The 24201-nt window shown below is 69.5% G+C and carries 25 protein-coding genes; 19 read left to right on the top strand and 6 right to left on the bottom strand.

The annotated features are described in order from the left end of the window. Positions 1 to 4: 4 nt before the first annotated feature. A complete protein-coding gene (locus LOZ83_RS39515; protein ID WP_236797061.1) occupies positions 5 to 769 on the top strand; it encodes an ABC transporter permease in 765 nt (254 codons plus the stop codon). Continuing rightward, positions 766 to 1569 (top strand): ABC transporter permease, encoded by an 804-nt coding sequence (locus LOZ83_RS39510; RefSeq protein ID WP_236797060.1) that lies wholly within the window; start codon positions 766 to 768, stop codon positions 1567 to 1569. The genes LOZ83_RS39515 and LOZ83_RS39510 overlap by 4 nt, the downstream gene beginning before the upstream one ends. Here the strand turns inward: LOZ83_RS39510 and mdlC are convergent. Together mdlC and LOZ83_RS39500 are read right to left on the bottom strand one after the other, a co-directional pair. Further along, positions 1566 to 3131 carry a benzoylformate decarboxylase gene (gene mdlC / locus LOZ83_RS39505; RefSeq protein ID WP_236797059.1) on the bottom strand — a complete coding sequence of 522 codons (1566 nt, stop codon included), beginning with the start codon at positions 3129 to 3131 and terminating at the stop codon, positions 1566 to 1568. The genes LOZ83_RS39510 and mdlC overlap by 4 nt on opposite strands. After that, positions 3132 to 3911, bottom strand: a complete 780-nt coding sequence (locus LOZ83_RS39500) for an ABC transporter ATP-binding protein (protein ID WP_255827025.1) — start codon at positions 3909 to 3911, stop codon at positions 3132 to 3134. It abuts the gene before it with no gap. A gap of 346 nt (positions 3912 to 4257) precedes the next feature. Between LOZ83_RS39500 and LOZ83_RS39495 the strand changes: the two genes are divergently transcribed. The 6 genes from LOZ83_RS39495 (at position 4258) to LOZ83_RS39470 (ending at position 10230) form a co-directional block, all read left to right on the top strand. After that, the gene (locus LOZ83_RS39495; RefSeq protein ID WP_236797057.1) at positions 4258 to 7065 is read left to right on the top strand and encodes a nitrate- and nitrite sensing domain-containing protein; all 2808 of its coding nucleotides are present in this window, start codon (positions 4258 to 4260) and stop codon (positions 7063 to 7065) included. Positions 7066 to 7069: 4 nt separating this feature from the next. Next, the gene (locus LOZ83_RS39490; RefSeq protein WP_236797056.1) at positions 7070 to 7522 is read left to right on the top strand and encodes a roadblock/LC7 domain-containing protein; all 453 of its coding nucleotides are present in this window, start codon (positions 7070 to 7072) and stop codon (positions 7520 to 7522) included. Between the two features lie 24 nt (positions 7523 to 7546). Then, positions 7547 to 8353, top strand: coding sequence for a DUF742 domain-containing protein (locus LOZ83_RS39485; protein WP_236797055.1), 807 nt, complete (start codon positions 7547 to 7549; stop codon positions 8351 to 8353). Beyond that, positions 8334 to 8942, top strand: a complete 609-nt coding sequence (locus tag LOZ83_RS39480) for an ATP/GTP-binding protein (protein WP_236797054.1) — start codon at positions 8334 to 8336, stop codon at positions 8940 to 8942. The genes LOZ83_RS39485 and LOZ83_RS39480 overlap by 20 nt, the downstream gene beginning before the upstream one ends. Positions 8943 to 9082: 140 nt before the next feature. Then, complete coding sequence (locus tag LOZ83_RS39475) at positions 9083 to 9505, top strand: roadblock/LC7 domain-containing protein (RefSeq protein WP_236797053.1); 423 nt, start codon at positions 9083 to 9085, stop codon at positions 9503 to 9505. A 2-nt stretch (positions 9506 to 9507) separates the two neighbouring features. After that, the gene (locus tag LOZ83_RS39470; RefSeq protein ID WP_236797052.1) at positions 9508 to 10230 is read left to right on the top strand and encodes a DUF742 domain-containing protein; all 723 of its coding nucleotides are present in this window, start codon (positions 9508 to 9510) and stop codon (positions 10228 to 10230) included. A 140-nt stretch (positions 10231 to 10370) separates the two neighbouring features. On the opposite strand, the gene LOZ83_RS39465 is transcribed toward LOZ83_RS39470, so the two are convergent. After that, entirely contained in the window at positions 10371 to 12602 is a 2232-nt protein-coding gene (locus LOZ83_RS39465) for a helicase-associated domain-containing protein (protein WP_236797051.1), read from the bottom strand. Positions 12603 to 12686: 84 nt separating this feature from the next. Between LOZ83_RS39465 and LOZ83_RS39460 the strand changes: the two genes are divergently transcribed. Genes LOZ83_RS39460 through LOZ83_RS39445 form a run of 4 tightly spaced genes read left to right on the top strand, consistent with a single transcriptional unit; the run spans position 12687 to position 15726 of the window. Next, positions 12687 to 12878 (top strand): hypothetical protein, encoded by a 192-nt coding sequence (locus tag LOZ83_RS39460; protein WP_236797050.1) that lies wholly within the window; start codon positions 12687 to 12689, stop codon positions 12876 to 12878. 13 nt (positions 12879 to 12891) lie between these two features. After that, positions 12892 to 14289 (top strand): NAD-dependent malic enzyme, encoded by a 1398-nt coding sequence (locus LOZ83_RS39455; protein ID WP_236797049.1) that lies wholly within the window; start codon positions 12892 to 12894, stop codon positions 14287 to 14289. 28 nt (positions 14290 to 14317) lie between these two features. Beyond that, positions 14318 to 14788 carry a cyclic pyranopterin monophosphate synthase MoaC gene (moaC, locus tag LOZ83_RS39450; RefSeq protein ID WP_236797048.1) on the top strand — a complete coding sequence of 157 codons (471 nt, stop codon included), beginning with the start codon at positions 14318 to 14320 and terminating at the stop codon, positions 14786 to 14788. After that, complete coding sequence (locus LOZ83_RS39445; RefSeq protein WP_236797047.1) at positions 14785 to 15726, top strand: molybdenum cofactor biosynthesis protein MoaE; 942 nt, start codon at positions 14785 to 14787, stop codon at positions 15724 to 15726. Before moaC ends, LOZ83_RS39445 begins: the two co-directional genes overlap by 4 nt. Before the next feature lie 219 nt (positions 15727 to 15945). Here LOZ83_RS39445 and LOZ83_RS39440 read toward each other — a convergent pair whose 3' ends face one another. From LOZ83_RS39440 to moaA, 3 genes are all read right to left on the bottom strand, one after another. After that, positions 15946 to 16602 carry a transglycosylase family protein gene (locus tag LOZ83_RS39440; protein ID WP_236797046.1) on the bottom strand — a complete coding sequence of 219 codons (657 nt, stop codon included), beginning with the start codon at positions 16600 to 16602 and terminating at the stop codon, positions 15946 to 15948. A 481-nt stretch (positions 16603 to 17083) separates the two neighbouring features. Then, the gene (locus LOZ83_RS39435; RefSeq protein ID WP_236797045.1) at positions 17084 to 17338 is read right to left on the bottom strand and encodes a MoaD/ThiS family protein; all 255 of its coding nucleotides are present in this window, start codon (positions 17336 to 17338) and stop codon (positions 17084 to 17086) included. A 7-nt stretch (positions 17339 to 17345) separates the two neighbouring features. Next, the gene (moaA, locus tag LOZ83_RS39430; protein WP_236797044.1) at positions 17346 to 18407 is read right to left on the bottom strand and encodes a GTP 3',8-cyclase MoaA; all 1062 of its coding nucleotides are present in this window, start codon (positions 18405 to 18407) and stop codon (positions 17346 to 17348) included. 88 nt (positions 18408 to 18495) lie between these two features. Between moaA and LOZ83_RS39425 the strand changes: the two genes are divergently transcribed. Genes LOZ83_RS39425 through LOZ83_RS39395 form a run of 7 tightly spaced genes read left to right on the top strand, consistent with a single transcriptional unit; the run spans position 18496 to position 23676 of the window. Then, positions 18496 to 18978 (top strand): MarR family winged helix-turn-helix transcriptional regulator, encoded by a 483-nt coding sequence (locus LOZ83_RS39425; RefSeq protein ID WP_236797043.1) that lies wholly within the window; start codon positions 18496 to 18498, stop codon positions 18976 to 18978. A gap of 33 nt (positions 18979 to 19011) precedes the next feature. Further along, positions 19012 to 19416: a molybdopterin-binding protein gene (locus LOZ83_RS39420; RefSeq protein ID WP_236797042.1), complete on the top strand. Its 405-nt coding sequence runs from the start codon at positions 19012 to 19014 to the stop codon at positions 19414 to 19416. Continuing rightward, positions 19413 to 20198 (top strand): molybdate ABC transporter substrate-binding protein, encoded by a 786-nt coding sequence (gene modA, locus LOZ83_RS39415; RefSeq protein ID WP_236797041.1) that lies wholly within the window; start codon positions 19413 to 19415, stop codon positions 20196 to 20198. The genes LOZ83_RS39420 and modA overlap by 4 nt, the downstream gene beginning before the upstream one ends. Before the next feature lie 19 nt (positions 20199 to 20217). Continuing rightward, positions 20218 to 20994: an ABC transporter permease gene (locus LOZ83_RS39410; protein WP_236797079.1), complete on the top strand. Its 777-nt coding sequence runs from the start codon at positions 20218 to 20220 to the stop codon at positions 20992 to 20994. After that, positions 20991 to 22052, top strand: coding sequence for a sulfate/molybdate ABC transporter ATP-binding protein (locus LOZ83_RS39405; RefSeq protein WP_236797040.1), 1062 nt, complete (start codon positions 20991 to 20993; stop codon positions 22050 to 22052). Before LOZ83_RS39410 ends, LOZ83_RS39405 begins: the two co-directional genes overlap by 4 nt. Beyond that, the gene (locus LOZ83_RS39400; RefSeq protein ID WP_236797039.1) at positions 22049 to 22843 is read left to right on the top strand and encodes an HAD-IIA family hydrolase; all 795 of its coding nucleotides are present in this window, start codon (positions 22049 to 22051) and stop codon (positions 22841 to 22843) included. Before LOZ83_RS39405 ends, LOZ83_RS39400 begins: the two co-directional genes overlap by 4 nt. Before the next feature lie 32 nt (positions 22844 to 22875). Beyond that, a complete protein-coding gene (locus tag LOZ83_RS39395) occupies positions 22876 to 23676 on the top strand; it encodes a metallophosphoesterase family protein (RefSeq protein WP_236797038.1) in 801 nt (266 codons plus the stop codon). The last annotated feature ends 525 nt before the right edge of the window (positions 23677 to 24201 follow it).

Below are 24201 nucleotides of genomic sequence, written 5' to 3'. Positions count from 1 at the left end.
CGACGTGCGCACTGTTCTCCGCCGGCTCATCGGGCTGGCCGTCTTCCTCGTGCTGTGGGAGGCGGTCAGCCGCTCGGGCCTGGTCAAGGCCGGCGTGCTGCCGCCGCCGACGACCGTGATCGGGCAGTTCTTCCGGCTGCTCGCCGACCCGAAGTTCCTCACCGACGCCGCGTCGACCCTGCTGTCCTGGGTGATCACGATGCTGCTCGCGGCGGTCATCGCGATCCCGCTGGGGATCCTGCTCGGCGGCCTCAAGCCGTTGCGGCTGATCACCGGCCCGCTGATCGAGTTCCTCCGGCCGTTGCCGACCGTCGCGCTGATCCCGCTGGCGATCCTCGTGCTGGGCAGCGGCGCACAGACCAAGATCGCGCTGGCGACGTTCGCCTCGGTGTGGCCGATCCTGTTCAACACGATGTACGCGTTCGGTGAGATCGACCGGCAGGTGCTCGACACCGCGCGCGCGTTCCGCACGCCGCGGCTGCGCACGGTCTACGCGGTGATCCTGCCGAGCGTGGCGCCGTTCGTGATGACCGGATTCCGGCTCGCCGCCGCGGTCGGGCTGATCGTGCTGGTGAGTACCGAGTACCTCACCGGCAACAGCATCGGGGTCGGGCAGTACGTCTACTTCTGGGGCAGCTCCGCGCTGCGGATGGACATCGTGCTGGCCGGCACCATCTTCGTCGGCGTGGTCGGGTATGTGGTCAACATCGGCCTGCTGGGCGTGCAGCGGCGATGGCTCGGCTGGGCGGCCACGGGAGGTGCGGTGTGAAGCGCTGGGGTCCGTTCGTGCGGCGCTGGCTGGTGTTCATCGCGTTCCTGTTGCTGTGGCAGCTCGCCACGGTGCGGGCGGCGAACCCGTACTTCCCGCCGCCACTGCGGATCGCCGAAACGGCCGGGCAGGTCTGGTTCACCGGTCCGGCGAGCCATTTGTTCGTCACCGACGCGGTGACCGGCGATCTCCTGCCGAGCCTTGGCCGGCTCGCGCTGGGCTGGCTGATCTCGGTCGTGGTGGCCGTGCCGATCGGGCTCGCGCTCGGCCGGTCGCCGCTGCTGACCGACTACGTGTCCACGATGTTCTTCTTCGCCCGTGCGGTGCCGGCGACGCTGCTGGTGCCGGTTTTCCTGGTGATGTTCGGGATCGGGCCGCGGATGGAGATCGTGACGATCCTGTGGGGCACGGTCTGGCCGATCCTGCTCAACACGATCGACGGCGCGCGCTCGGTGGACGACGTCAAGCTCGACACGTCACGCGCGTTCCGGATCAGCCGCCCGCAGTGGGTGTTCGGGGTGGTGTTGCCGGCCGCGCTGCCGAAGGTGTTCGCGGGGATGCGGCTGGCGCTGTCCATCGCGATCATCCTGATGATCGTCTCGGAGCTGACCGGCGCCGACAGCGGCATCGGCTTCCGGCTGATCACCGCGCAGGGCGGGTTCCAGCTGCCCGAGATGTGGGCGTGGATCGTGCTGGTCAGTGTGCTCGGGTACCTGTCGAACATGCTGCTGAGTGCCGTGGAGAGGAGAGCACTGGCCTGGCACCCCGGCTTCCGGCCCGACAAACTGGACGCCGCCTAGGTCAACCGCACGTGAAGCAGCGTTGGCGCCGATGACGCCAGCGCTGCTTCGAGCGTGGTGCGCAGTTCGGTCGCGGTCGAGATCTGGTGCGCGGCACAACCCATGCCGCGGGCCAGATCCCGGAAGTCCAGGCCACCGAGTTCGATGCCGGGCACCTTCTCGGCACCGTTGCGCACCGCGTGCTTGCGGACGGCTCCGTACTCGCCGTTGTCGAGGATGACGAACACGACCGCGGTCTGCTGCCGCGCGGCCGTCCACAACGCCTGGATGCCGTACATGCTGCCGCCGTCGCCGAGCACCGCGACGACGGGCCGGCCCGGTTCGGCCAGCGCGGCGCCCACCGCGGCGGGCAGCCCGTAGCCCAGCACGCCGCTGGACATCGTGAGGAATCCCCGGCCGCGTGCGGTGATCGGCAGGCGCTCCTGCATGTCCGGCCGGTTGGTCGGGGCCTCTTCGACGACGAGTGCGTTGGCGGGCAACAGATCCGCGAGGGTCTGGTACACGAACGCGCCCGAAAGCGGCTCGCCCGGAGAAGGATCGGGCAGCCGGGGCGGGCGCTGTCGTGCGGCCGGTGGCACGCGCTCACTGGTCTGTACCAACTCGGTGAGCCGGGCGATCCCGGCCCGCTGCGGTGAACGCACACCGACGCCGTTCGCCCGCGCCAGCAGCTGGGGATCGTCGCTCAGCACGTGAACCGGCGGCAGCTCCGGGCCGCTGCCGGTGACGACGTGATACGTGAACGCCGGCGCGCCCAGTACCACCACGCAGTCGTGGTCCGCCAGCACGCCGGCCACGCCCGCCCGGTTCGGGGGCAGGAAACCGGAGAACAGCGGGTGATCCTCCGGGAACGAACTGCGCGCCGAGAACGGGGCCGCCCACACCGCGGCCCGCAGCTTCTCCGCGAGACCGACCGCGACCTCGACGGCGTCATCGTCGTCGACGGCCGCGCCGACGACGAGCACGGGCCGCTCGCTCGCGTCCAGCGCGGCTGCGACCGACGCGAGCGCCTCGTCATCCGGCGCGGGATCCGCGATCCTCGGCCTGGTCTGGACCACTTCGGCGGGCTGGTCCCAGTCGTCCGCGGGCACGGACAGGTACACCGGACCGCGCGGCGCCTGGGTGGCCAGCAGGTAGGCGCGCGCGAACGCGGCCGGCACGTCCTCGGCCCGCGCGGGCTGGTAACTCCATTTCACGTACGGCTTGGGGAACTCCGTCGGATCGAGCGCGCCGAGGAACGGGTCACCGGGCAGCAGCGACCGCGACTGCTGGCCGGCGATGAGGATCAGCGGCGCCCGGTTGTGGAACGCCGTCACCAGACTGCCCAGCCCGTGCCCGAGGCCGCCCGCCGAATGCAGGTTGACCACGGCGGCATTCCGGGTCAGCTGCGCGAACGCGTCCGCCATCGCGACCACGCTGGCTTCCTGCAGGCCGAGCACGTACCGGAAGTCGTCCGGCCAGTCCGCCAGGAACGCGATCTCGGTACTGCCGGGATTACCGAAGACCGTGGTCAGCTTCCAGTCCCGCATGAGCGTGCGGACGGCATCGCGGACCGACTGCGCCATTCAGTTCGCCCCCTGCACGACATCGCGCTTCTGCAAAAGGCGTGCCACTTCTCCGCGCAGTGTCACAAACTCCGCCGATTCGCGGGTGGTGATCTGGTCCCGCTGCTCGGGCAGGTCGACGGTCAGGTCGGCGACGATCGAAGCGGGCGAAGAGGACAGCACGAGCACCCGGTCTCCGAGGTAGACGCTCTCGTCGATGTCGTGTGTCACCACCAGAACCGTGCTGCCCTGCTCGCGTTGTACGCGGCGCAGCAAATCCTCCAGTTCGAACCGGGTTTGCGCGTCCACGGACGCGAACGGTTCGTCCATCAGGAGTAGCGCCGGGCGGCTTGCGAGCGCCCGTGCGATGGAAACGCGTTGCTGCATTCCGCCCGACAGCTGCCACGGAAATTTCCGCGCGGTGCCCGCGAGCCCGACCCATTCCAGTGCCTGCTGTACGCGCGCCCGCCGTTCGGCCCGCGGCAAACGCCGTGACCGAAGGGGAAATTCGACGTTGCCGGCAACGGTGAGCCAGGGGAACAGCGAACGGCTGTAATCCTGGAACACGACCGCGAGATCTTCGGGCACCCCGGAAACGCGGTCGCCGTGCAGGTTGACGGTGCCCTCGCTCGGCGGGAGCAGGCCACCGATACAGCGCAGCAGCGTCGATTTCCCGCAGCCCGAGGGGCCGACGATGCAGGCCAGCTGACCGGTTTCGACCGTGAACGACAGATCGCGGATCGCAAGATGCACGTTCTCACCGGCGCCGAAGCGGTGGTTGAGCTCGTTCACTTCGAGCATCGTCGGCACTTTGTCCGTCTCCTCGTGATCGCTGGGAACACCTCGTGGAACGAGTGGTACAGATCACTCGATCTAGTGGTGTGTAAGTAGTCATCTACTGAGAGTGCTGAAGCCTTGGTGGGTACGGGAAGTTTTATCAGGTCAGCCAAACTTTCTGGAGCGGGCAGACAGCCCGTTACTCAGGAAGGGTTACATCTTCACGGCCTCTTCGCTACCCTCTGCTCCTGCACATTGAGGAAGACCGAATGCTGGCGGGAATGACGGTGGTACAGCGGTGCCGAGAGAAGACACCCCGGAGTTAGCGGGAATTCCTGCGCAGCAGACTTCGACACGCTCGCACTCACGGATGAGCCTGCGTAACTGGAAGCTGCGCTCCAAGCTGGTACTGGTGCTGGCGATTCCGACGGCGACCGCGCTGGTCCTGTTGGGCCTGCTCGCCGTCTCCGACCTCGACCAGTCGAGACAGCTGCGGCAGACCACCGCGCAGGTGGATCTGGCCATCCAGGTGACCGACGTCGTGCAGCAGCTGCAGGGCGAGCGGATGCTGGCGGTCGCGAAGATCGCGAACCCGAGCAACGTCGATCTGCAGAGCGCACTGAACAAACAGATCTTCCAGACCGACGTGGCCGTGACGGCGCTGCGCAACAGTGCGAGCAAGCTCCAGATCACCGATCAGGCGAGCCGCGAACGTTACGACCGCGGCCTCGAACGTCTCGACGCGCTCGCTCCGCTGCGTACCGCGGTGAACACTCCGCCGTACGGCGAGCAGGCCGCGTTCTTCACCTATTCCTCCGTACTGGACTCGCTCGTGCAGGTGGGCCGGGAGATGACCGCGTCCGCCACCGACCGTGATCTGCTGCGGCTCGGTACGACGATCCAGGCGCTGAGTGAGGCCAAGGAGTTCACCGCGCGCGAGGACGCCGCGCTGGCGATCGCCGCGACCCGCGACCAGTTCTCCGGGACCCTGCTCGACCAGGCCCGTGCGGCGCAGTTCAGTGCCGAGGCCGCGCTCGCCCTGTTCGAGACCAACGCGACACCCGAGCAGGTGCAGGAGTACACGGCCACGGCGAGTGGTCCAGACATCGACGGCCGGGCGCGGTTCGCCGCGACCGCGCTGGCGCGCGCCGACTCGCCATCGCTGGGCATCGACCCGCGAGCGCTGATGACCGACAGCACGTCCGCGGTGAACAAACTGCGCACGGTCGAAAGCACGCTGCTCGGCGAACTGCGCGGGAACGGCGCCTCGCTCGCGGACAGCGCGAGGATTTCGGCCTACCGCGACATCGCGATCGTGGACGCCGTGATCATCGTCGCGATCCTGCTGACCTTGCTCATCGGCCGGGTCATGCTCAAGCCGCTGCGGGTGCTGCGGTCCAGCGCGCTGGAGATCGCCTACAGCCGGCTGCCCGCGACGGTCACGAAGATCCTGGACGACCCCGACCCCATGGCGGCGGCGGCACAAGCGATCGAACCGGTGCCGATCTACACCCGCGAGGAGATCGGCGAAGTCGCCCGCTCGTTCGACGAGGTCCACGAGCAGGCCGTGAAGATGGCCGCCGAGCAGGCACTCCTGCGCGAGAACGTCAACGGCATCTTCGTGAACCTCTCCCGCCGGTCGCAGCGGCTGGTGGAACGCCAGCTCGGCGTGATCGACCGGCTCGAGGCAGACGAGCAGGACCCCGACCATCTCGCGAGCCTGTTCGAGCTCGACCACCTCGCGACCCGGTTGCGCCGCAACGGTGAAAGCCTCCTGGTGCTCTCCGGTGCGGGCCTGGCGAAGTCGGTGCCGAAGCCGGTCTCCGCGGCCGACGTCATCGGCGCCGCCGTGTCGGAGATCGAGCAGTACGCGCGGGTCGAGGTCGGCGTCATCCCCGAGGTCGCGGTGCGCGGGCTGACCGTGCACGACCTCGTGCACCTGCTCGCCGAACTGCTCGACAACGCGACCTACTTCTCCGAGCCGGAGACCAAGGTGAGCGTGCGGGCCGTGGTGACCCGGCGCAAGGCGCTGGCCATCCAGGTCACCGACCGCGGTGTCGGCATGTCCGACGAGGTGCTCGGCGAGGCCAACATGCGGCTGGCCGACCCGCCGGACCTGGACGTGTCGGTGACCCGGCGGATGGGCCTGTACGTGGTGGCGCGGCTGGCGCAGCGGCACGGCGTCGAGGTCCGCCTCCGCGAGAACGAGGACATCGAAGGCGGCGTGATCGCCCGCGTCGTGGTGCCGGCCGAGCTGCTCGGCCCGGTGGTCATCGACGCGCCCGCCCCGCCGCCGTCGAAGTCCGAGCTGTCGTTGCCGGAGATCCCGTCCGTGCCGGCGCAGCGGCCCCGGCCGGCGTCGGACGCCGCGGAGCGGACCTCCAGCGGCGGGCTGACCGCGCTCGCGCAGCCGATCAGCCTGGACGACCTGGTCGCGGGCTCGTCCAGCGCGGCCTTCCTGAGCCGCGGTGCCACCTCCGGCCCCGCACCGTCGACGCGCAACGGCACCACCCGGTTCACCCCGCTCCAACTGCCGAAGCGGGAACCGACGTACGTGCCGGTCGCCCCGCCCGCGCCGGAACCCGCCGCACCGGAATCGGAGACCGCCCCGGACCACGGGGTGCTCGACGACGACGTGCCGACCAAGCGGCTGCCGATCTACCAGTCGGTGGTGTCGCGCTGGTTCAGCGAAGAAGGTGAAGAAGGCCAAGGAAACCAGGACACTCGCGGGGAGGAGGCGTCCGAGCGCACGATGACGGGGAATCTCGAGGAACCGGCCGTGCAGGAGGAACCGGAAGAGCAGCCCGAGTCGACGCCGATGCTCGACGACGTCTGGCGCAGCGCGGCCGACGAGGGCTGGCAGAAGGCACAGTCCTTGCTGGAGCCCAAGGTCGACGAAGTGACCGAGGTGGGCCTGCCCAAGCGGGTGCCCAACGCCTACCTGATGCCGGGCTCGGTGTCCTCGGCCCCGTCGAACGGCGCGTCCTTCGCCGACACCACGTCCGGCACGCCTGGTCACAGCGCCATCGCCAGGTCGGCGACGGCCGCGCGGGACCGTATGGTGAGCTTCCAGCAGGGCTACCGGTCGGGCCGGCACGCCCTCAGTGATCGGTCCGAAGAGAGCATTTCGGTTTCCGGCGGGGATCTGACTTCGCCCGAATATGGCAGTGAGGAGTGACGAAGTGACACGCGCGGGATCGCTGCAGCCGGGTGGCGCCAAACCTCAGGGTGCACAGAACGGGTTCGCCTGGCTCATCACGGACTTCGTGCACCGGGTGCCCGGAGCCGCGCACGCCGTCGTGGTGTCCGCGGACGGGCTCATGCTGGCCGCTTCGCGTGGCCTGCCCAAGGACCGGGCCGACCAGCTGGCGGCGGTGGCCTCCGGACTCACCAGCCTCGCCCGCGGTGCGGCGAAGGTGTTCGAGGGCGGCCCGGTCGCACAGACCGTCGTCGAGATGGCCAACGGCTTTCTGTTCCTGATGTCGGTTTCGGACGGCTCGTGCCTCGCGGTGCTGGGCGCGCCGGACAGCGACATCGGGCTCGTGGTCTATGAGATGACGCTGCTGGTCGACCGGGTCGGCCAGCAGCTGACCCCGGAGATGCGAGCTCAGTTGCAAGGCGCCGTGCGCGGATGACGCGCCGGTCACGGAGGAGCTGCGGTGGACGCGGGTCGGGTGACGGATGTGGACGGGAACCGGATGGGCAGGAACGGCTCGGAGTCCGGCTCGGATCCTGAGGAACCTCAGAACGCGCTGGCCGGCGACGACGACTGGACGAAGTTCCGGGCGCGCGTGGACCGCGAGTGGCGCGAGCGCCGGGCGGCCAGTTCCGGCGATGCGGACGACCCGGGCGCGCAGCCGTTCGACCGGGGCTTCGGTGGAAGTGAGTACCGGGTGACCGACTTCGGTGACCGGCTGCTGTCCGGGCCGGGTTCGGAACTGTTCGGCGGGCGTGTCGAGGACGGCGGCCCACCCAGTGGTGAGTTCAGCAGACCCGACGGGTACCGCGGCGCGGTCGCGCCGGGCCCCGGGCCGGTCAGCCACCCGGGGTACAGCGGTCACCCCAGCCTCCCGTCGATGCCCCCGGTGCACAGCGGCGCGGCGCCGCCGCCCCCGACCGCGGCCGAGACCTCCGGCCTGGTGCGACCGTACTTCCGCACCGGCGGGCGCACGAAGCCCAGCACCGACCTCGCCATCGAAGCACTGGTCTCCACCAGCGAGCGCGGGCGCGCGCTCGACCGGGTCAAGGTGCCCGAGCACCGGTCCATCTGCGGACTGTGCCTCGACACTCGCTCGGTGGCCGAGGTGGCGGCCTATCTACGATTGCCGCTCGGCGTGGTCCGGGTGCTCATCGGCGACGTGGCCGGGCTCGGCCTCGTCCTGGTGCACACCGCGACCGCCACGGTCGGCGATCGCCCCAGTATCGAATTCATGGAGAGGGTGCTCAGTGGGCTTCGGAGAATTTGACTCCGACGCGAACACGTCGGCGGCCAACGGGCCGACGCAGTCGGCCAAGATTGTGGTGGCCGGCGGTTTCGGCTCGGGCAAGACCACCATGGTCGGTGCGGTGTCGGAGATCGACCCGCTCACCACGGAAGCGCAGATGACGGAGGCCAGCGTCTCCGTCGACGACGTCAGCGCGACTCCCGACAAGGTCACCACCACCGTGGCGATGGACTTCGGCCGGCTTTCGCTCGATTCGGACCTGGTCCTCTACGTTTTCGGCACGCCGGGCCAGCACCGGTTCTGGTTCATGTGGGACGATCTGGCGCTCGGTGCGATCGGCGCCGTGGTGCTGGTCGACACGCGGCGGCTCGCCGACGCGTTCCCCTCGATCGACTTCTTCGAGAACCGGAACCTGCCCTACATCGTGGCGATCAACTGTTTCGACCGGTTGCTGCACCACCAGATCGACGACGTCCGGAACGCCCTCACGATCGGTGACCACGTGCCGATAATCGCCTGCGACGCAAGGGAACGCGAGTCCGCGAAGCAGGTACTGATTTCCGTGGTGCAGCACGCCATAGCGCGCGACAGCGCGCTGCAACCAGGCTGAGTGCCGGGCCGCTCACGGTCCGGGTACGGCCGTTGGGGTGAAGATGGGAACCACCCGTTCTCACGGGTCGACAAGCTGTCTGTGGGGAATACCCTGACAAGGAATAATCGCGACCACGACTGGACGGCGAGGAGGTTGGAGTGAGCGCCCCGGCTTACCACGCGGGCAGCTTCGGCTGGCTGATCACGGATTTCGTGCGACGAGTGCCCGGAGCCGCCCACGCGGTCGTCGTGTCGGCGGACGGGTTGCTGCTCGCCGGCTCCGACGGGTTGCCGAAGGACCGTGCCGACCAGCTCTCCGCCGTCGCGTCGGGACTCATCAGCCTCACTTTCGGTGCCGCACGGTGTTTCGAGGCCGGCCTGGTCAACCAGACGGTGGTCGAGATGGAGCGCGGGTACCTGTTCCTGATGTCGATCAGCGACGGGTCGAGCCTCGCCGTGCTGGCGTCGCCGAACTCCGATATCGGCACGGTGGCCTACGAGATGACCCTGCTCGTGGACCGCGTCGGGCAGCAGATGACGCCCGAGCTGCGCCTGCAGCTGCAGGGTGGTGTGCGCGGGTAGCGATGAGAGGGTTCCCGAACAGCCCCGAGGACTCCGCCCCTGATGCGTGGGATGCCCTGCATCAGGGCGCCGATCGTGACGAGGTCGACTCGCCCGCGCGGTTCACGCTGGACCGATCGGCCGTGCTGATGCGCGTCCGTTCGGTGCACGGCATGCAGCGCCGCCGCCCTCCCGAGCCCGACACCCGATACCGCGAGTCCGACACCGAGTACAGCGAGTCCGACGTTCAGTACAGCGAGTCCGACACCCGGTACGCCGAACCCGACGTTCGGTACGACGAAAACCCCGTCGGCTACGGCGAAGAAGCCGCGCCGGAGGAAGCGGGCTACCCGACCGGCCGGCACGCGATGCCGCCCGCGCCGGCGGTGAACCAGGTCGCGGTCCGGCAGCGCACGAGGATGCGGCCGTACGCGCACACCCGCGGTCGCACGCGCCCGGACTACGAGCTGGCGCTGGAAACCCTGGTGTCCACAAGCGACCGTGGCCGCCGGTACCAGGGCGCGACTTCCGTGCAGCACCGCCGCATCTGCGACCTGTGCGGGGACGCCCGCTCGATCGCCGAGATCGCGGCCTACCTCTGCCTGCCGCTGAACGTGGTGAAGGTGCTGGTCAGCGACATGGACAACCTGGAGCTGGTGGTCCTGCACCAGCCGGGCCTGTCCTTCGGCGACCGCTCCTCCCGCGAGTTCATGGACCGCGTCCTGGCCGGCCTCCGCGCCCTCTAGCCCGCGTGTTTGCCCGCCACGTCGGTGTGTTTGCCCGCCACGTCGGCGTGTTTGCCGCCTGCGTCGGTGAGTTTGCCCGCCACGTCGATGAGTTTGCCGCCTGCGCGGCCAACACGCGCGCCTGAGCGGCAAACACGCCGTCAGTCCTCGACGAGTGCCGCGGATGTGATGCGGTGCAAGGGATATCGCTCGTCCTCCGTGCTGAGCAGCAGGCCGCCGCCGACATGCCGCGGGGTGACGATCCGCTGGCTCGCCGTCCCGTGCGAGTCCACGAATCCGATCCACACCTCACGCCCTTCGCGGCTCGCCCGGGCCAGCAGCGCCATCGTCGCCGCGGTGTCCGAACCACCGCCACCGGCGGGCGGCCGGACCTCCGCGCCGCGCCGCCGGGTCGCCGCCCGGTCACCGGCGCGCAGATGCGCGATCACCTGCGCGAGCTGGTCGGGGCTCGCACCACCCGGCTCGGGCACGACGCGCCGCGCATTCCTTGTCCGGGCGGGAATCCGCCGTCCGCTCGGCCGCAGGTCCATGATCCGCCCGTCGGGGCCCTCGGCCGCGGGCGTGAATCCCGCGGCGCGCAACCCGTCCAGCACGTCGGCCAGCGCCACCGGGCTGACCAGCACCGTCGGCGCGATCTTGCGCAGCTCGTACTCCTCGGCGACCGGGTTGCCCAGCACTTCGGCGAGCAGCACTTCGTCGTCGCACCGCAGGAACGACGCGGCGGCACCACCCCGCAACCGGCCGTGCCGGCGCGCGACGTCGTCGATCAGGTACGTCAGCGACTGCGGAACCGGCGTCGCTGAGCGCTTGCGGAACAGGTCGTGCAGCTCGTCCGCCGTTTTCCCGGCGTCGAGCGCGCGGCGCACAGTCGCTTCGGTGATCCGGTAGACGGTCGCGTGCCCGGCCGACTCGACGTCCGCCACGGCCTTGATCTCCGCCGCCAGCTCCGGCGCGAGGGGGCCGGGCGCGACCACGGTCAGGTCCGCCTGCACGAGGATGTGGTCGATCGGCGCCGGCATCGCGTCCACCATCGCCGAGAGCGCGTGCGAGCGGTCGTCGGCCAGCAGCGCGCCCGCGGCCCTGGTCAACGCACCTAGTGCGATCACACCGAGCTTCGCGGCCTCGGCCATCGTCCAGCGCACGGTCTCGTCCCGTAGGCGCCCACCGCGGCGCGGCGCGCGCCAGGCCAGCACCGCGACCAGCTCGTCGACGCTCTTCACCCCGGTGCCGGCCGGCAACTCGGTAAGCGCTTCCAGGACCCGCCGCCGGGTGATCGGCGCGAGTGGACGGCGCAGATCGTCCGACAACGGCGCCATCGCCTTATCCTTGGCGTCGCGCTGACCGGCCAGGCCGGGCAGCCGCGGCAGGTCGAGCCAGGCCTGGGCGAGGGTGATCCACCGCTGCCCCGGACCGGACGCGAGCCACGTGTCGGTCAGCGTCGTCGGCACCCATTCAGGCGTGGTCGTGCCATTGTCGGCGATCAGACCGGCAGCGGCCGCGAGCTCGACGACCAGCGTCGCGTGCGCGTCGTCGACCTCCAGCTCGCGGGCGACCTTGCGCAGCTCTCGCACGCCCAGCCCGCCCGACTTGAGCACCGGCGGCGGTTGTTCGGACCATTGCGTGAGCAGGGATTCCATATGCCGCAAGAACTCTGCCGCCTCGCCGGCCGCAGCCTCGTCCACAGTGGACTGTTGGTGCGGGTTCGTGGGCAGCGCCGGCTCGCGCAGCGCGCCGGGCGAGCACGAACGCCCGTCGCGCAGCACCAGCGCGACTTCGCGGGGCAGCTCGACCGTCTCGGGGTCGCGGCGCAGCAGCAGCCCGCGCGCGAGCAGCCGCTGGACCGGCGTTTTCGCCTGCTCGAAGGGAACCTGTGTGATCGCGTCCTTGCTGCGCCCGATCGGCGGGCCGGCCGCGAGCGCGCTCAGCACCGCGTGCTCGTCCTCGCCCAGCTCGGTGAGATCGACGTCCGCCAGCGCGGGCACCGAGGCGCCGAGCCCGGCCGGAAAGGGGCCGACGATCTCTCGCGCGACCGGCACCACCCGCAGCGCGTCGTCGTCGCCCCATGCCACGGCACGCGCGCGCAGGCGGTCCAGCGCCGGGCCTGGATCGGTGCCGACGAGCGCCGCGATCGTCGCCACCGGCACCGCCTCAGTGTCGGCGTTCGTGACCAGTAAGGCGTCGAGTACCGCGAGGGTGAAGGTGTCCAGATCCTCCAGCGCCCGTGCGGTCGAACCAGCCGTGCCCGCACGGGTGGCGAGCACGGTGCTGTCGGAGGGCGGCGGGGTGGCCAGGTCACGCCTGGCCTGCAGGAGCGCGGCCAGCTCGTCGTCGGACGCGGAGCGCAGCCAGTCCGCCAGAGAGGTCGCGGGCATCACAGCACAGGATACCGCCCTGGCCTCCGGGGACCGCTCGCGTTGAGGCAAACTGAAGACCTCACAGGCGAACGGGAGGACGACGTGGCCAAAGGCGACAACGGCGACAAGAAGGCCGGCCGGATCGACCCGAGCTGGCCGAAGGTGCCGGACGGCGAGCACCCGGTGAGCGAGCTCGCGGCGGACCGGCAGGGTGCGCTCTCGCCCTACGGCGATATGACGTTCCCGTTGGACGCGGTGCCCTACGTGCACCCGCAGACCGAGATCAACAAGTAGAGGGGCAACGACAGTGCCGGTTCCCGGCCCCGGTTATTCGATCACCGTTCGCGTCGAGGCCCCACCGTCGGCGAGCGCCGCGGGCGATCTCACGACCGCTGTCGGCCGGGTGGGCGGCGTGCTCACCGCGTTCGACGTCGTCGAGTCGCGTTCGGACGCGATCGTCGTCGACATCACCGCGAACGTCTCCAACGCCGATCACGTCGAGGACATCACCAAGGAGCTCGACTCGATCCAGGGCGTGCGGGTGCGGAAGGTCTCGGACCGTACCTTCCTCATGCACCTCGGCGGCAAGCTCTCGGTCAGCCCCAAGGTCCAGCTGCGCAACCGTGACGATCTCTCCCGCGCGTACACCCCCGGCGTGGCGCGGGTGTGCCAGGCGATCGCGGCCAACCCCGACGACGCCCGCCGGCTGACCATCAAGCGCAACACGGTCGCCGTCGTCACCGACGGCTCGGCCGTGCTCGGCCTCGGCAACATCGGCCCGGCGGCGGCACTGCCGGTGATGGAGGGCAAGGCGGCGCTGTTCAAGAAGTTCGCCGACGTCGACGCGTGGCCGGTGTGCCTGGACACCCAGGACACCGAGGAGATCATCAAGATCGTCAAGGCGCTCGCGCCGGTGTACGCGGGAATCAACCTGGAAGACATCGCCGCGCCGCGCTGCTTCGAGATCGAGAAGCGGCTGCGCGACCAGCTCGACATCCCGGTGTTCCACGACGACCAGCACGGCACCGCGATCGTGGTGCTGGCCGCGCTGCGCAACGCGATGCGGGTGGTCGGCAAGCAGATCGAGGACTGCAAGATCGTGGTCAGCGGCGCGGGTGCCGCGGGTTCGGCGATCATCCGGCTGCTGCAGCACCGCAAGCCGGCCGACATCATCGCCGCCGACATCGACGGCGTCGTCCACTCCGGCCGCCCGAACCTCGACGCCAACCTGCGGCATCTGGCGGAGACGACCAACAAGGACAACATCTCCGGCAGCCTGCACGACGCCCTCGTCGGGGCCGACGTGTTCATCGGGGTGTCCGCGCCGAACCTGTTCGGGGCGGAGCAGGTCGCGACGATGGCGGATGACGCGGTCGTGTTCGCGCTGGCCAACCCCGACCCGGAGATCGACCCGCTCGAGGCGCAGCGGCACGCCGCGGTGGTCGCGACCGGCCGGAGCGACTACCCGAACCAGATCAACAACGTGCTCGCGTTCCCCGGCGTGTTCCGCGGTCTGCTCGACGCGCAGGCCCGGGACATCGACGACGAGATGCTGATCGCCGCGGCGAACGCGATCGCCGACGTGGTGGACGACCGGTTGAACGCGTCGTTCATCGTGCCGAGTGTGTTCGACTCGGCGGTCGCGCCCGCCGTGGCCGAAGCCGTGAAGGCGGCGGCGAAGAGGACAGCGGCCACGGCCGATTGATCAGCGGCCCGCGACTAGCCTGGGGCCTGTGAGCGAACTGAGTCACGTCGACCAGACGGGCGCCGCCCGGATGGTCGACGTCTCCGCCAAAGAAGCGACGGCCCGGACCGCGGTCGCGACCGGGATCATGCGCACCACGGCCGAGGTGATCGGGCTGCTGTCGGCGAACGGCCTGCCGAAGGGCGACGCGCTCGCGACAGCGCGGATCGCCGGGATCATGGGGGCCAAGAAGGTACCGGACCTGATCCCGCTGTGCCACCAGATCGCGTTGTCCGGTGTGAAGGTCGAGTTTTCGCTTGGTGAAGCCGAAATCGGCATCGAGGCGACGGCGAAGACCACCGACCGGACGGGGGTCGAGATGGAAGCGCTGACGGCGGTGGCGGTCGCCGGGCTCACCTTGCACGACATGATCAAGGCAGTCGATCCCGCCGCGACGCTCGACGCGGTACGCGTGGAGCGTAAGGACGGCGGGAAGACCGGAACCTGGGAGCGGCCATGAAGCGCACGGCACGGGTGATCGTCGCGTCGAACCGTGCGGCGTCGGGTGTCTACGCCGACAAGACGGGACCGGTGATCGTCGAATGGCTGGCGGCGCGGTCGTTCGAGGTGCCGGAGCCGCTCGTCGTGCCGGATGGTGAGCCGGTCGGGCGGGCGTTGCGCGACAGCCTGGGCGACAAGGTCGACGTGATCATCACGACGGGCGGCACGGGCATCTCGCCCACCGACCGCACTCCGGACGAGACGGCGGCGGTGCTCGATCACCAGCTGCCGGGTCTGGCGGAGGCGATTCGGGGCGCCGGGCTGCCGAAGGTGCCGACGGCCGTGTTGTCACGCGGGCTGGCCGGCGTCGCCGGGCGGACGCTCGTCGTGAACCTGCCGGGCTCGCGCGGCGGTGTGAAGGACGGTCTCGGTGTGCTCGACGGTGTGCTGGAGCACGCGGTCGACCAGCTCTCCGGCGGTGACCATCCAAGGCCTGCCGAGCCGGGTGCCGTCGAGGTGCACGAGGTGACGCCGCCGCGGATCGCGCTCGCGCAGGTCACCGAGCAGCCGCTGTCGGTCGAGGCTCATGCCGGGCTGGTCGACGACCAGGCGGCCGGGGCCGTGGTGACGTTCGGCGGTGTGGTGCGGAACCACGACGGCGGAAAGTCGGTCGAGACACTGTTTTATGAGGGCCACCCCAGCGCGGGCGATGTGCTGGCCCGGGTGGTCGCGGAGGTGACCCGCCGGCGGGGCGGCGTCCGCGCGGTGGCCGTGAGCCACCGCTTGGGCGCCCTGACCATCGGCGATGTCGCACTGGCGGTCGCCGTGGCGGCCGACCACCGTGGTGAAGCCTTCGCCACCTGCGCCGAACTCGTCAACGAAGTGAAGGCCCAGCTCCCCGTCTGGAAGCACCAGCACTTCGCCGATGGCTCCGACGAGTGGGTCAACTCGCCCTAGCTGCGCCGCGGGTGTCGGACTCGGCGTCCTGAACGTCGAATTCGGTGTCTTGAGTGTCGGACTCGCGGTCCTGAACGTCGGACTCGCGGGGGTGGGGCGGCGCCGAAGGCCCCACCGCACGGGGGAGGCGGTGGGGCCCTCGGTCGCGCATCGGGTGGTCACGGGCCTTGCCGTGACCGGTCCGACGGCCTGATCGCGCCTCGAGTGACCTTCAGCAGGTCACTTGGTAGCGATCTTCTGGCCGACCAGGATCAGGTTCGCGTTCGGGATGTACGACGAGTTCAGCTGCTGGAGCTTCTCGTAGCCACCCGCGACGTTGAACTGCTTCGCGATCTTGGACAGGGTGTCACCGGCCGCGACGGTGTAGTCACCGTTCGGGTTCGACGACGGCAGCGCGGTCGCGGCCTGGGTCTGCACCGTCTTGGGAGCCGGCGCAGCGGCCTTCTTCTTGGGAGCCGGAGCGGCAGCCTTCTTCGGCGCGGTGCTCTTCTTCGCCGAGCTCTTGGCCGTGCTGCTCGACGCCGAGCCACCCTTCTTGCCACAGACCGGCCAGGCGCCGATCCCCTGGCCCTGCAGGACCCGCTCCGCCACCGCGATCTGCTGTTCACGGGACGCGCTCTGCGGGCTGCCGGTGCCGCCGTAGGCCTTCCACGTGCTCGGCGTGAACTGCAGGCCGCCGGAGAAGCCGTTGCCGGTGTTGGTGCTCCAGTTGCCACCGCTCTCACACTGCGCGATGGCGTCCCAGTTGACGCTGGCTGCCTGCGCGGGGGTCGCAGCGATTGCCAGCGGGGTGCCGACCGCGATACCCGCGATAGCGACGCGGGCGATGTTGCGGGCGGCGGGGGACATCTTGCGGTGCTTGCCTCGGTAAGACATTCGATCTACTCGGGCTTCCGCGCCGTCGAGCCTGGCCGGGCAGGCCGGGCTTGCGGGGCGGGCCCTGGCGGGCCCGTGGCTTCCCGGCGGGATCCGGGTTGCCGACCCGGCCCACGCGCTGGGCGTGGTCCGAGTTCCCTCCGTCCCTGTCCGGAAGCTTCTTTCGCTCGGGGTTTGTTGTCCGGGATTCCGCCGGACAGGGTTTGGCGCTTTCGGAATCCCGGTCATGCCGTGGCTGGTCGGGGCCAGCCGAAAAGCGACGGTACGTAACCAGGACCGTGATCGGAAATTATTCGCTACGTGACCTACGTCACAGTAACGGCACGCAACCTATGACGATTTGGGTGTTTCCCCTGTTCAGGCGTCCGTTATCGTCCCGTTTCCGGGCCGAGATAATTCACTGATCGTGAGGTCTGTGTCACGTCGTTATGGCGCGACTGGGCCGTTCGTGAATCCCCCGAAAGGTGACTGAAACATCCGATCAACCTCCCGCGAAGGGAGGTAGGACGTCGAGCTCGGAACCGTCGGGAACCGCCCGCGAATGATCACGCACCGCGATCCCGTCGAGAAGGAAACTGGCCGCCTCGAGAACTCGCGGAAGCTTCTCCGGATGCCGTTCGCGGAGCGCGCCGAGCGCCTCCCGGACGGACGCGCCGACGGGCAGCTGGAGCGTCTCCTGCTCCACGCCCGACGCGGCCCGTGCGGACGCGAAATACCGCACCAGCACCGTTGTCACGGCCGTTTCAGCCTCCGATCGCGCTCATCGGCCGGAGCGGCTGGGCGAATCCGGCGTCGTTGATCTCGTGCCCGGCCAGCTTGCCCCACATGGTCATCCGCCACGCGTTCGCCACCGCTTCGTCGTCGAGACCGCCGCGCAGCAGGCCACGCAGGTCCGTCTCGTCATTACTGAACAGGCAGGAGCGCACGGCCCCGTCCGCGGTCAGCCTGGTGCGCTCGCACGCGGCACAGAACGGCCTGGTCACCGACGCGATGACACCGACGTCGCCGCGCCCGCCGTCGACCACCCAGCGCTCGGCCGGCGCGCCGCCGCGTTCGACGGGGCTCGGGGTCAGCTCGAACTCGGCGCGCAGCAGGCCGAGGATCTCCTCGGCGGTCACCATGTCGCGGCGGTTCCAGCCGTGCTGGGCGTCGAGCGGCATCTGCTCGATGAACCGCAGGTGGTAGCCGTGGTCGAGGCAGAACCGCAGCAGCGACGCCGCCTCGCCCTCGTTGATCCCGCGCAGCAGCACCGCGTTGACCTTGACCGGGTCGAGCCCGGCCGCGCGGGCCGCCTCGAGTCCGGCCAGTACATGGGAGAGCCGGTCGCGCCGGGTGATCTCGCGGAACGTCTGCGGATCGATGGTGTCGAGCGAGACGTTGATCCGGTCCAGGCCCGCCGCGGCGAGCGCGCCGGCGCGCTTGGCGAGGCCGATTCCGTTGGTGGTCATGGAAACCCGGGGCCGCGGGCGCAGCGCGGTGATCTGCGCGACGAGGTCCTCGAGACCCGGCCGCAGCATCGGCTCGCCGCCGGTGAGCCGGATGTCGGTGACCCCGAGCCGCTCGACCGCGATTCTCAGCAGCCGCAACAGCTCTTCGTCGGTCAGCACTTCCTCGCCGGGCAGCCACGGCAGGCCTTCGGCGGGCATGCAGTAGCTGCACCGGAGGTTGCACCGGTCCGTCAGCGAGACCCGCAGATCGGTGGCGACCCGGCCGAAGGTGTCGATCAGGGCTGGGTTGTCCGGCCTGGGTTCGGAAACGGTGGGGCCACCCCGGAGACGGGGCAGACCGAGATTTACCGCACTCATTGACACCAGCCTAACCCGAGTCGCCGCGTCGCGACGATCACTAGAATATTGGGAACACACGATGTTTCAAGGCCGGGAGGAACGGGCGATGGCAGCCGAGCCAAGGTATCCCGTGCCGCCCGGCGTGCTCGAGCGGTTCGCCGAGCTCGGCCGCGAGACCAGCACGCTCGCCGTGCTGCGGCACGCGCGGATCGCCGAGCGGATGGGGCTGTCCGGCACGGACCACAAGGCACTGGATCTTGCCTCGCGGGCCCAGGGTCCGCTGACGGCGGGCCGGATTGCCCAGCTCACAGGCCTGTCGACGGGTGCGGTGACCGGTGTCATCGACCGGCTGGAGCGGGCCGGGTTCGTCCGGCGCGTGCGTGACACGCAGGACCGGCGCAAGGTGCTCGTCGAGATCCTGCCGCTGGACGAGGAGAAGCTCGCGCCGCTGTTCTCCTCCGCGCTGGACGTGGTCGAGCAGGTGCTCGAAAAGTTCTCCCCGGAGGAACGGGACATCGTGGAACGTTACGAACGCGAAGTCTTGCTGCTGATGCGTAACGACATTCTCGGGGAGACCGCCTCCGCCTAGTCTTTCCTCAGTAGCGGAGATAATGTCGCGGCCATGCCGCAATTTCGGTTCTCAGAAGCCGCCGGCCTGCTCGGCGTCAGTGACGACACCGTGCGTCGCTGGGTCCGTGCCGGTCAGCTCGGTTCCAGTGTGGACTCGGCCGGCCGCAAGATCATCGACGGCGCGGAACTCGCCGAGTTCGCCCGTGCTCAGGCCGCCGGTCCGGAGGACCCGTCCGAGGTCGGGCGCTCCGCGCGGAACCGGTTCGTCGGCCTCGTCACCGAGGTCACCGCCGACAAGGTGATGGCTCAGGTCGAGCTGCAGTGCGGGCCGCACCGGGTCGTGTCGCTGATGAGCACCGAAGCGGTGCGCGAGCTCGGGCTGCGGCCCGGTGTGCTCGCGGTGGCGGTGGTGAAGGCGACGACCGTCGTCGTCGAGACTCCAGGAGGAGAGCGTTGAAGAAGGTATTGGCCACGCTGGCCGGCGTCGCGCTGCTGGTCGCTGGATGCGGTTCGGGCTCGTCCGGCGACGCCGGCAGTTCCAGCAGCAGCGCCCCCGAGGCGAAGACGCTGACGGTGTACGCCGCGGCTTCACTGACCGAGTCGTTCAACGCCTTGAAGACGGAATTCGAGGCGGCGCACCCCGGGGTCACCGTCAAGTACAGCTTCGGCGGCTCGTCGACGCTGGTGCAGCAGCTGACCAACGGCGCGAAGGCCGACGTGTTCGCGTCCGCCGACCAGACGAACATGGACAAGGCCGTGCAGGGCGGTGTCATCAACGGCACGCCGACGATCTTCGCGACCAACAAGCTCACGATCGCGACCGCGCCGGGCAACCCGAAGGGCCTCAAGACCTTCGGCGATCTCGCGGCCCCGGGGTTGAAGGTCGTCGTGTGCGCGGCGCAGGTGCCGTGCGGCTCGGCGACGCAGAAGGTCGAGAAGAACACCAACGTGACGATCAAGCCGGTCAGCGAGGAGCAGGACGTCAAGCAGGTGCTGACGAAGGTCGAGTCCGGCGACGCGGATGCGGGTTTGGTCTACGTGACCGACGCGAACACCGCGGGCGGCAAGGTCGCCCAGGTCGACTTCCCCGAGTCGGCGCAGGCGATCAACAACTACCCGATCGCGGTGCTCAAGGACGCCCCGCAGGCCGACCTCGCCCAGCAGTTCGAGCAGTTCGTGCTCGGCGCGCAGGGGCAGGCCGAGCTGAGCAAGGTGGGTTTTGGCCCGGCTGCAAAGTAGTCCCACCCCGCGCGTGAAGATCCCGTGGGTGCTCTGGGTGCCCGCGGGACTCGCGCTCGCGCTGGTCGTCTTGCCGGTGGTCGGGCTGCTGGTCCGCTCGGATCTGCGCCGGCTGCCGTCCTTGATCGTCACCGACTCGTCGCTCGCGGCGCTGCGGTTGTCGATCGAGACGGCCGCGATGTCGACGGTGGGCTGCATCGTGCTCGGGGTGCCGCTCGCCGTCGTCCTCGCCCGGTCGAGGGTGCCGGGGATCCGGCTGCTGCGCGCGATTGTGCTGCTGCCGCTCGTGCTGCCACCGGTGGTCGGCGGGCTGGCACTGCTATACCTGTTGGGGCGCAAGGGTTTTCTCGGTTACCTGCTGGACGTGACGCTCGGCGTGACGGTGCCGTTCACGACGGCCGCGGTGGTGATCGCGCAGATCTTCGTGGCCATGCCGTTCCTCGTGGTGAGCCTCGAAGGCGCGCTGCGGAGCGCGGGTGACTCCTATGAACAGGTGGGCGCGACGCTCGGCGCGCGGCCATGGACGGTGTTCCGCCGGGTCACGGTGCCGATGCTGCTGCCCGCGCTCGGGTCGGGTGCGGTGCTGAGCTTCGCTCGCGCGCTCGGGGAGTTCGGGGCGACGATCACGTTCGCGGGCAGCCTCGAAGGCGTCACCAGGACGCTGCCGCTCGAGGTCTACACGCAGGCGGAGTCCGATATAGACAGTGCGGTCGCGGTGGCGTTGCTGCTCGTCGTGCTCGCGCTGCTGGTGATCATCGTGGCGCGGCCGCGGGCGTTGGAAGGGGGCACCGGGTGACGCTGCGGGTGGAGATCGAGCTGACCCGTGGCTCGTTCGAGCTCGCGGTGGACTTCGAGGTGCCCGCGGGGACGGTGCTGGCGATCCTCGGGCCGAACGGGTCCGGGAAGTCGAGCCTGCTCGGCAGCCTGTCGGGCCTGTTGCGGCCGCGGCGGGCGAAGATCCTGCTCGGCGACCGGGACCTGAACGCGCTGCAGCCGTACGACCGGTCGATCGGGCTGCTGTCCCAGGACCCATTGCTGTTCCCACATCTGTCCGTTGTGGACAATGTCGGGTTCTCGCCGCGGTCCAAGGGCGCCGGGCGGCGCGAGTCGCGGAACATCGCGCGGCGCTGGCTGGCGGAGGTGGACGCGGCCGAGTTCGCCGACCGCAAGCCCGCGCAGCTGTCCGGCGGGCAGGCGCAGCGGGTCGCGGTGGCGCGGGCGCTCGCCGGTGAACCGGACCTGTTGCTGCTCGACGAGCCGATGGCCGCGCTCGACGTGGACGCGGCGCCGGCGATCCGGGGGCTGCTGCGGCGCGTGCTCAGCAGCAACAAGGAACGCGCGACAGTCCTGGTCACGCATGACCCGCTGGACGCGCTCGCGCTGGCCGATCACGTGCTGGTGCTGACCGAGGGCCGGGCCATCGAGCGCGGGCCGACGCGGGAGGTGCTCGCCGCGCCGCGGACGGCGTTCACGGCGCGCATCGCGGGGCTCAACCTCATCGCCGGCACCGCGGTGGACGACGGGTTGCGGACGGAGGAGGGGCGGCGCATCGCGGGGATGCTGGCGGCGGACACCGCGCTCGGCGAGCCGGCTGTCGCGGTCTTCGCGCCGAGCTCGGTGGCGGTTTATCCCGCTGGCGACGGGCATCCGGGGAGCCCGCGCAACATCATCGCCGCGTCGGTGACGGCGCTGGAACCGCACGGTCCGGTGATCCGCCTGCGCACCGATGCCGGGCTGGCCGCGGATCTGACCCCGGCCGCGGTCGCCGACCTGCGGCTCGAACCCGGCTCGGCGGTCCGGCTCGATATCAAGGCCACAACGGTGACTGTGTATCCCGCTAGTCTCACCGCATGAACCAGTGGACGTACCTGACCGACATGGATGGGGTCCTGGTGCACGAGGAGCACCTGGTGCCCGGCGCCGACGAGTTCCTCGCCGAGTTGCGCGCCCACGAGACGCCGTTCCTGGTGCTCACGAACAACTCGATCTACACCCCGCGTGATCTCCGGGCGCGGCTGCAGCGGACCGGGCTGGATGTCCCGGAAGATCGGATCTGGACCTCGGCACTGGCGACCGCGAAGTTCCTCGACAGCCAGCGCCCGAACGGCTCGGCGTTCGTCATCGGCGAAGCGGGTCTGACCACCGCCCTGCACGAAGCCGGGTACGTGCTCACGGACCGGGACCCGGACTACGTCGTTCTGGGCGAGACGCGGACGTACAGCTTTACGGCGATCACGAGGGCGATCCGGATGATTGAGGCGGGTGCGAGGTTCATCGCCACCAACCCCGATGCCACCGGCCCGAGTCTGGAGGGGAGCCTGCCCGCGACCGGGTCGATCGCGGCGTTGATCGAGCGGGCCACCGGGCGTTCGCCGTACTTCGTGGGCAAGCCGAACCCGTTGATGATGCGGTCGGCGTTGCGGTCGCTGGGGGCACACTCGGAGAGCACGGTCATGATCGGCGACCGGATGGACACCGATGTGCATTCCGGGATCGAGGCCGGGTTGCAGACGATCCTGGTGCTCACCGGGATCTCCACGAAGGAGTCGGCTGAGCGGTTCCCCTACCGGCCGACAATGGTTGTCGAATCGATCGCCGACCTGGTCGGGCGCACCCAGGATCCGTTCAGCGATGGGCTGCCCTGATAGCGGGACTGAGCAGGGATTATCTTCGTGGGGTGGATGTCCCGACGTATGTCGTAGGAGACGTGCACGGGCATCGGGACGAACTGGCCGACGCCCTGCGCGAGAGCAAGCTGGTCGACGAGAACGACGAGTGGTGTGGTGCCGACGCACACCTGTGGTTCCTCGGCGATTTCGTCGACCGCGGGCCGGATGGCGTCGGGGTGATCGACCTCGTGATGCGGTTGCAGGAGCAGGCCGCCGAGGCCGGTGGTTCCGTTCAGGCGTTGCTGGGGAACCACGAGATCCTGTTGTTGGGGATGTACCACTTTGGAGACACGGAGGTCCCGTCGGACTTCGGGCCGCGTAGTTTCGCGCGGAGCTGGGAGATCAACGGCGGGCAGCCGGAGGATCAGGACGCGCTCACGGATGACCACATCGAGTGGTTGTCGACCCGGCCGTTGATTGCGCACACTGGGAAACACTTGTTGATGCACTCGGACACGCTGGAATATCTGGACTGGGGTGACACCGAGGAGGAGATCAACGAGACCGCGCAGGAGATCCTGGCGGGCAATGATCTCGCGACGTGGTGGGATGTCTGGCGCCGCATGACGACGAGGTACGCCTTCCGCGGTGCGCATGGTGCCGAGGTCGCCGCACAGTTGCTGGAACAATTGGGCGGCGAGCGGATCGTGCACGGCCACAGCGTCATCGCAGATCAGTTGGGGATCCACCCCACCCAGATCGAGGCGCCATACCTTTATGCAGGCGGCAAAGTCCTAGGCGTCGACGGCGGCTTGTTCGTTGGCGGCCCATGTCTAGTGGTCCCCCTACCTTGGGAACCCGAGGACTAGCCCAGCCGAGGCACGCAGCGAGCCAACTCACCAACGCAGCAAGCAAACTCACCGACGCCACGGGCAAACACGCCGGTCACACCACCTACCCCCCGGAACCCGGCAACAAAACGCAACAACAAGACCAGCCCACCCACACCTCCCCCAACCCCGATAGAAAGCCGCCCTAGCGGTTGGCACGTCGTGTCAAGGGTGACCGCGCCAGCGGTCATCGCGAAGCGACGCCGAAGGCGCCCTTGATACGGCGTGCCAACCGTTAGACGATCGGCGATCGGGGTGGGCCCGGCGACAACCCCGGCGCGAAGCGCCGGACCCCTCGCGCGGAGCGCGAGGGAAAAGATCAAGAGATGTCCTCGCCGGACGGGCTGGCTCCGGGATGACTGACCCCAGGGGATCTCACCTTGGGTGGGTGGTTGAGTTGGGTGGTCATCCCGTCGCCTGCGGTTTTCGAATATCACTTTTCCTCAGGGCCGCAAGCTTTGGTCTCTCGGCCGCCGGACCCAGCCAAGGTTGCGGCCCTGACGA

Origin of the sequence: Amycolatopsis sp. GM8, from assembly GCF_021653975.1 — a bacterium.
Taxonomy (GTDB): Bacteria; Actinomycetota; Actinomycetes; order Mycobacteriales; family Pseudonocardiaceae; genus Amycolatopsis_E.
Note: the sequence above shows the minus strand (reverse complement) of the source record. Positions and strands in the feature narration are given on the sequence as shown.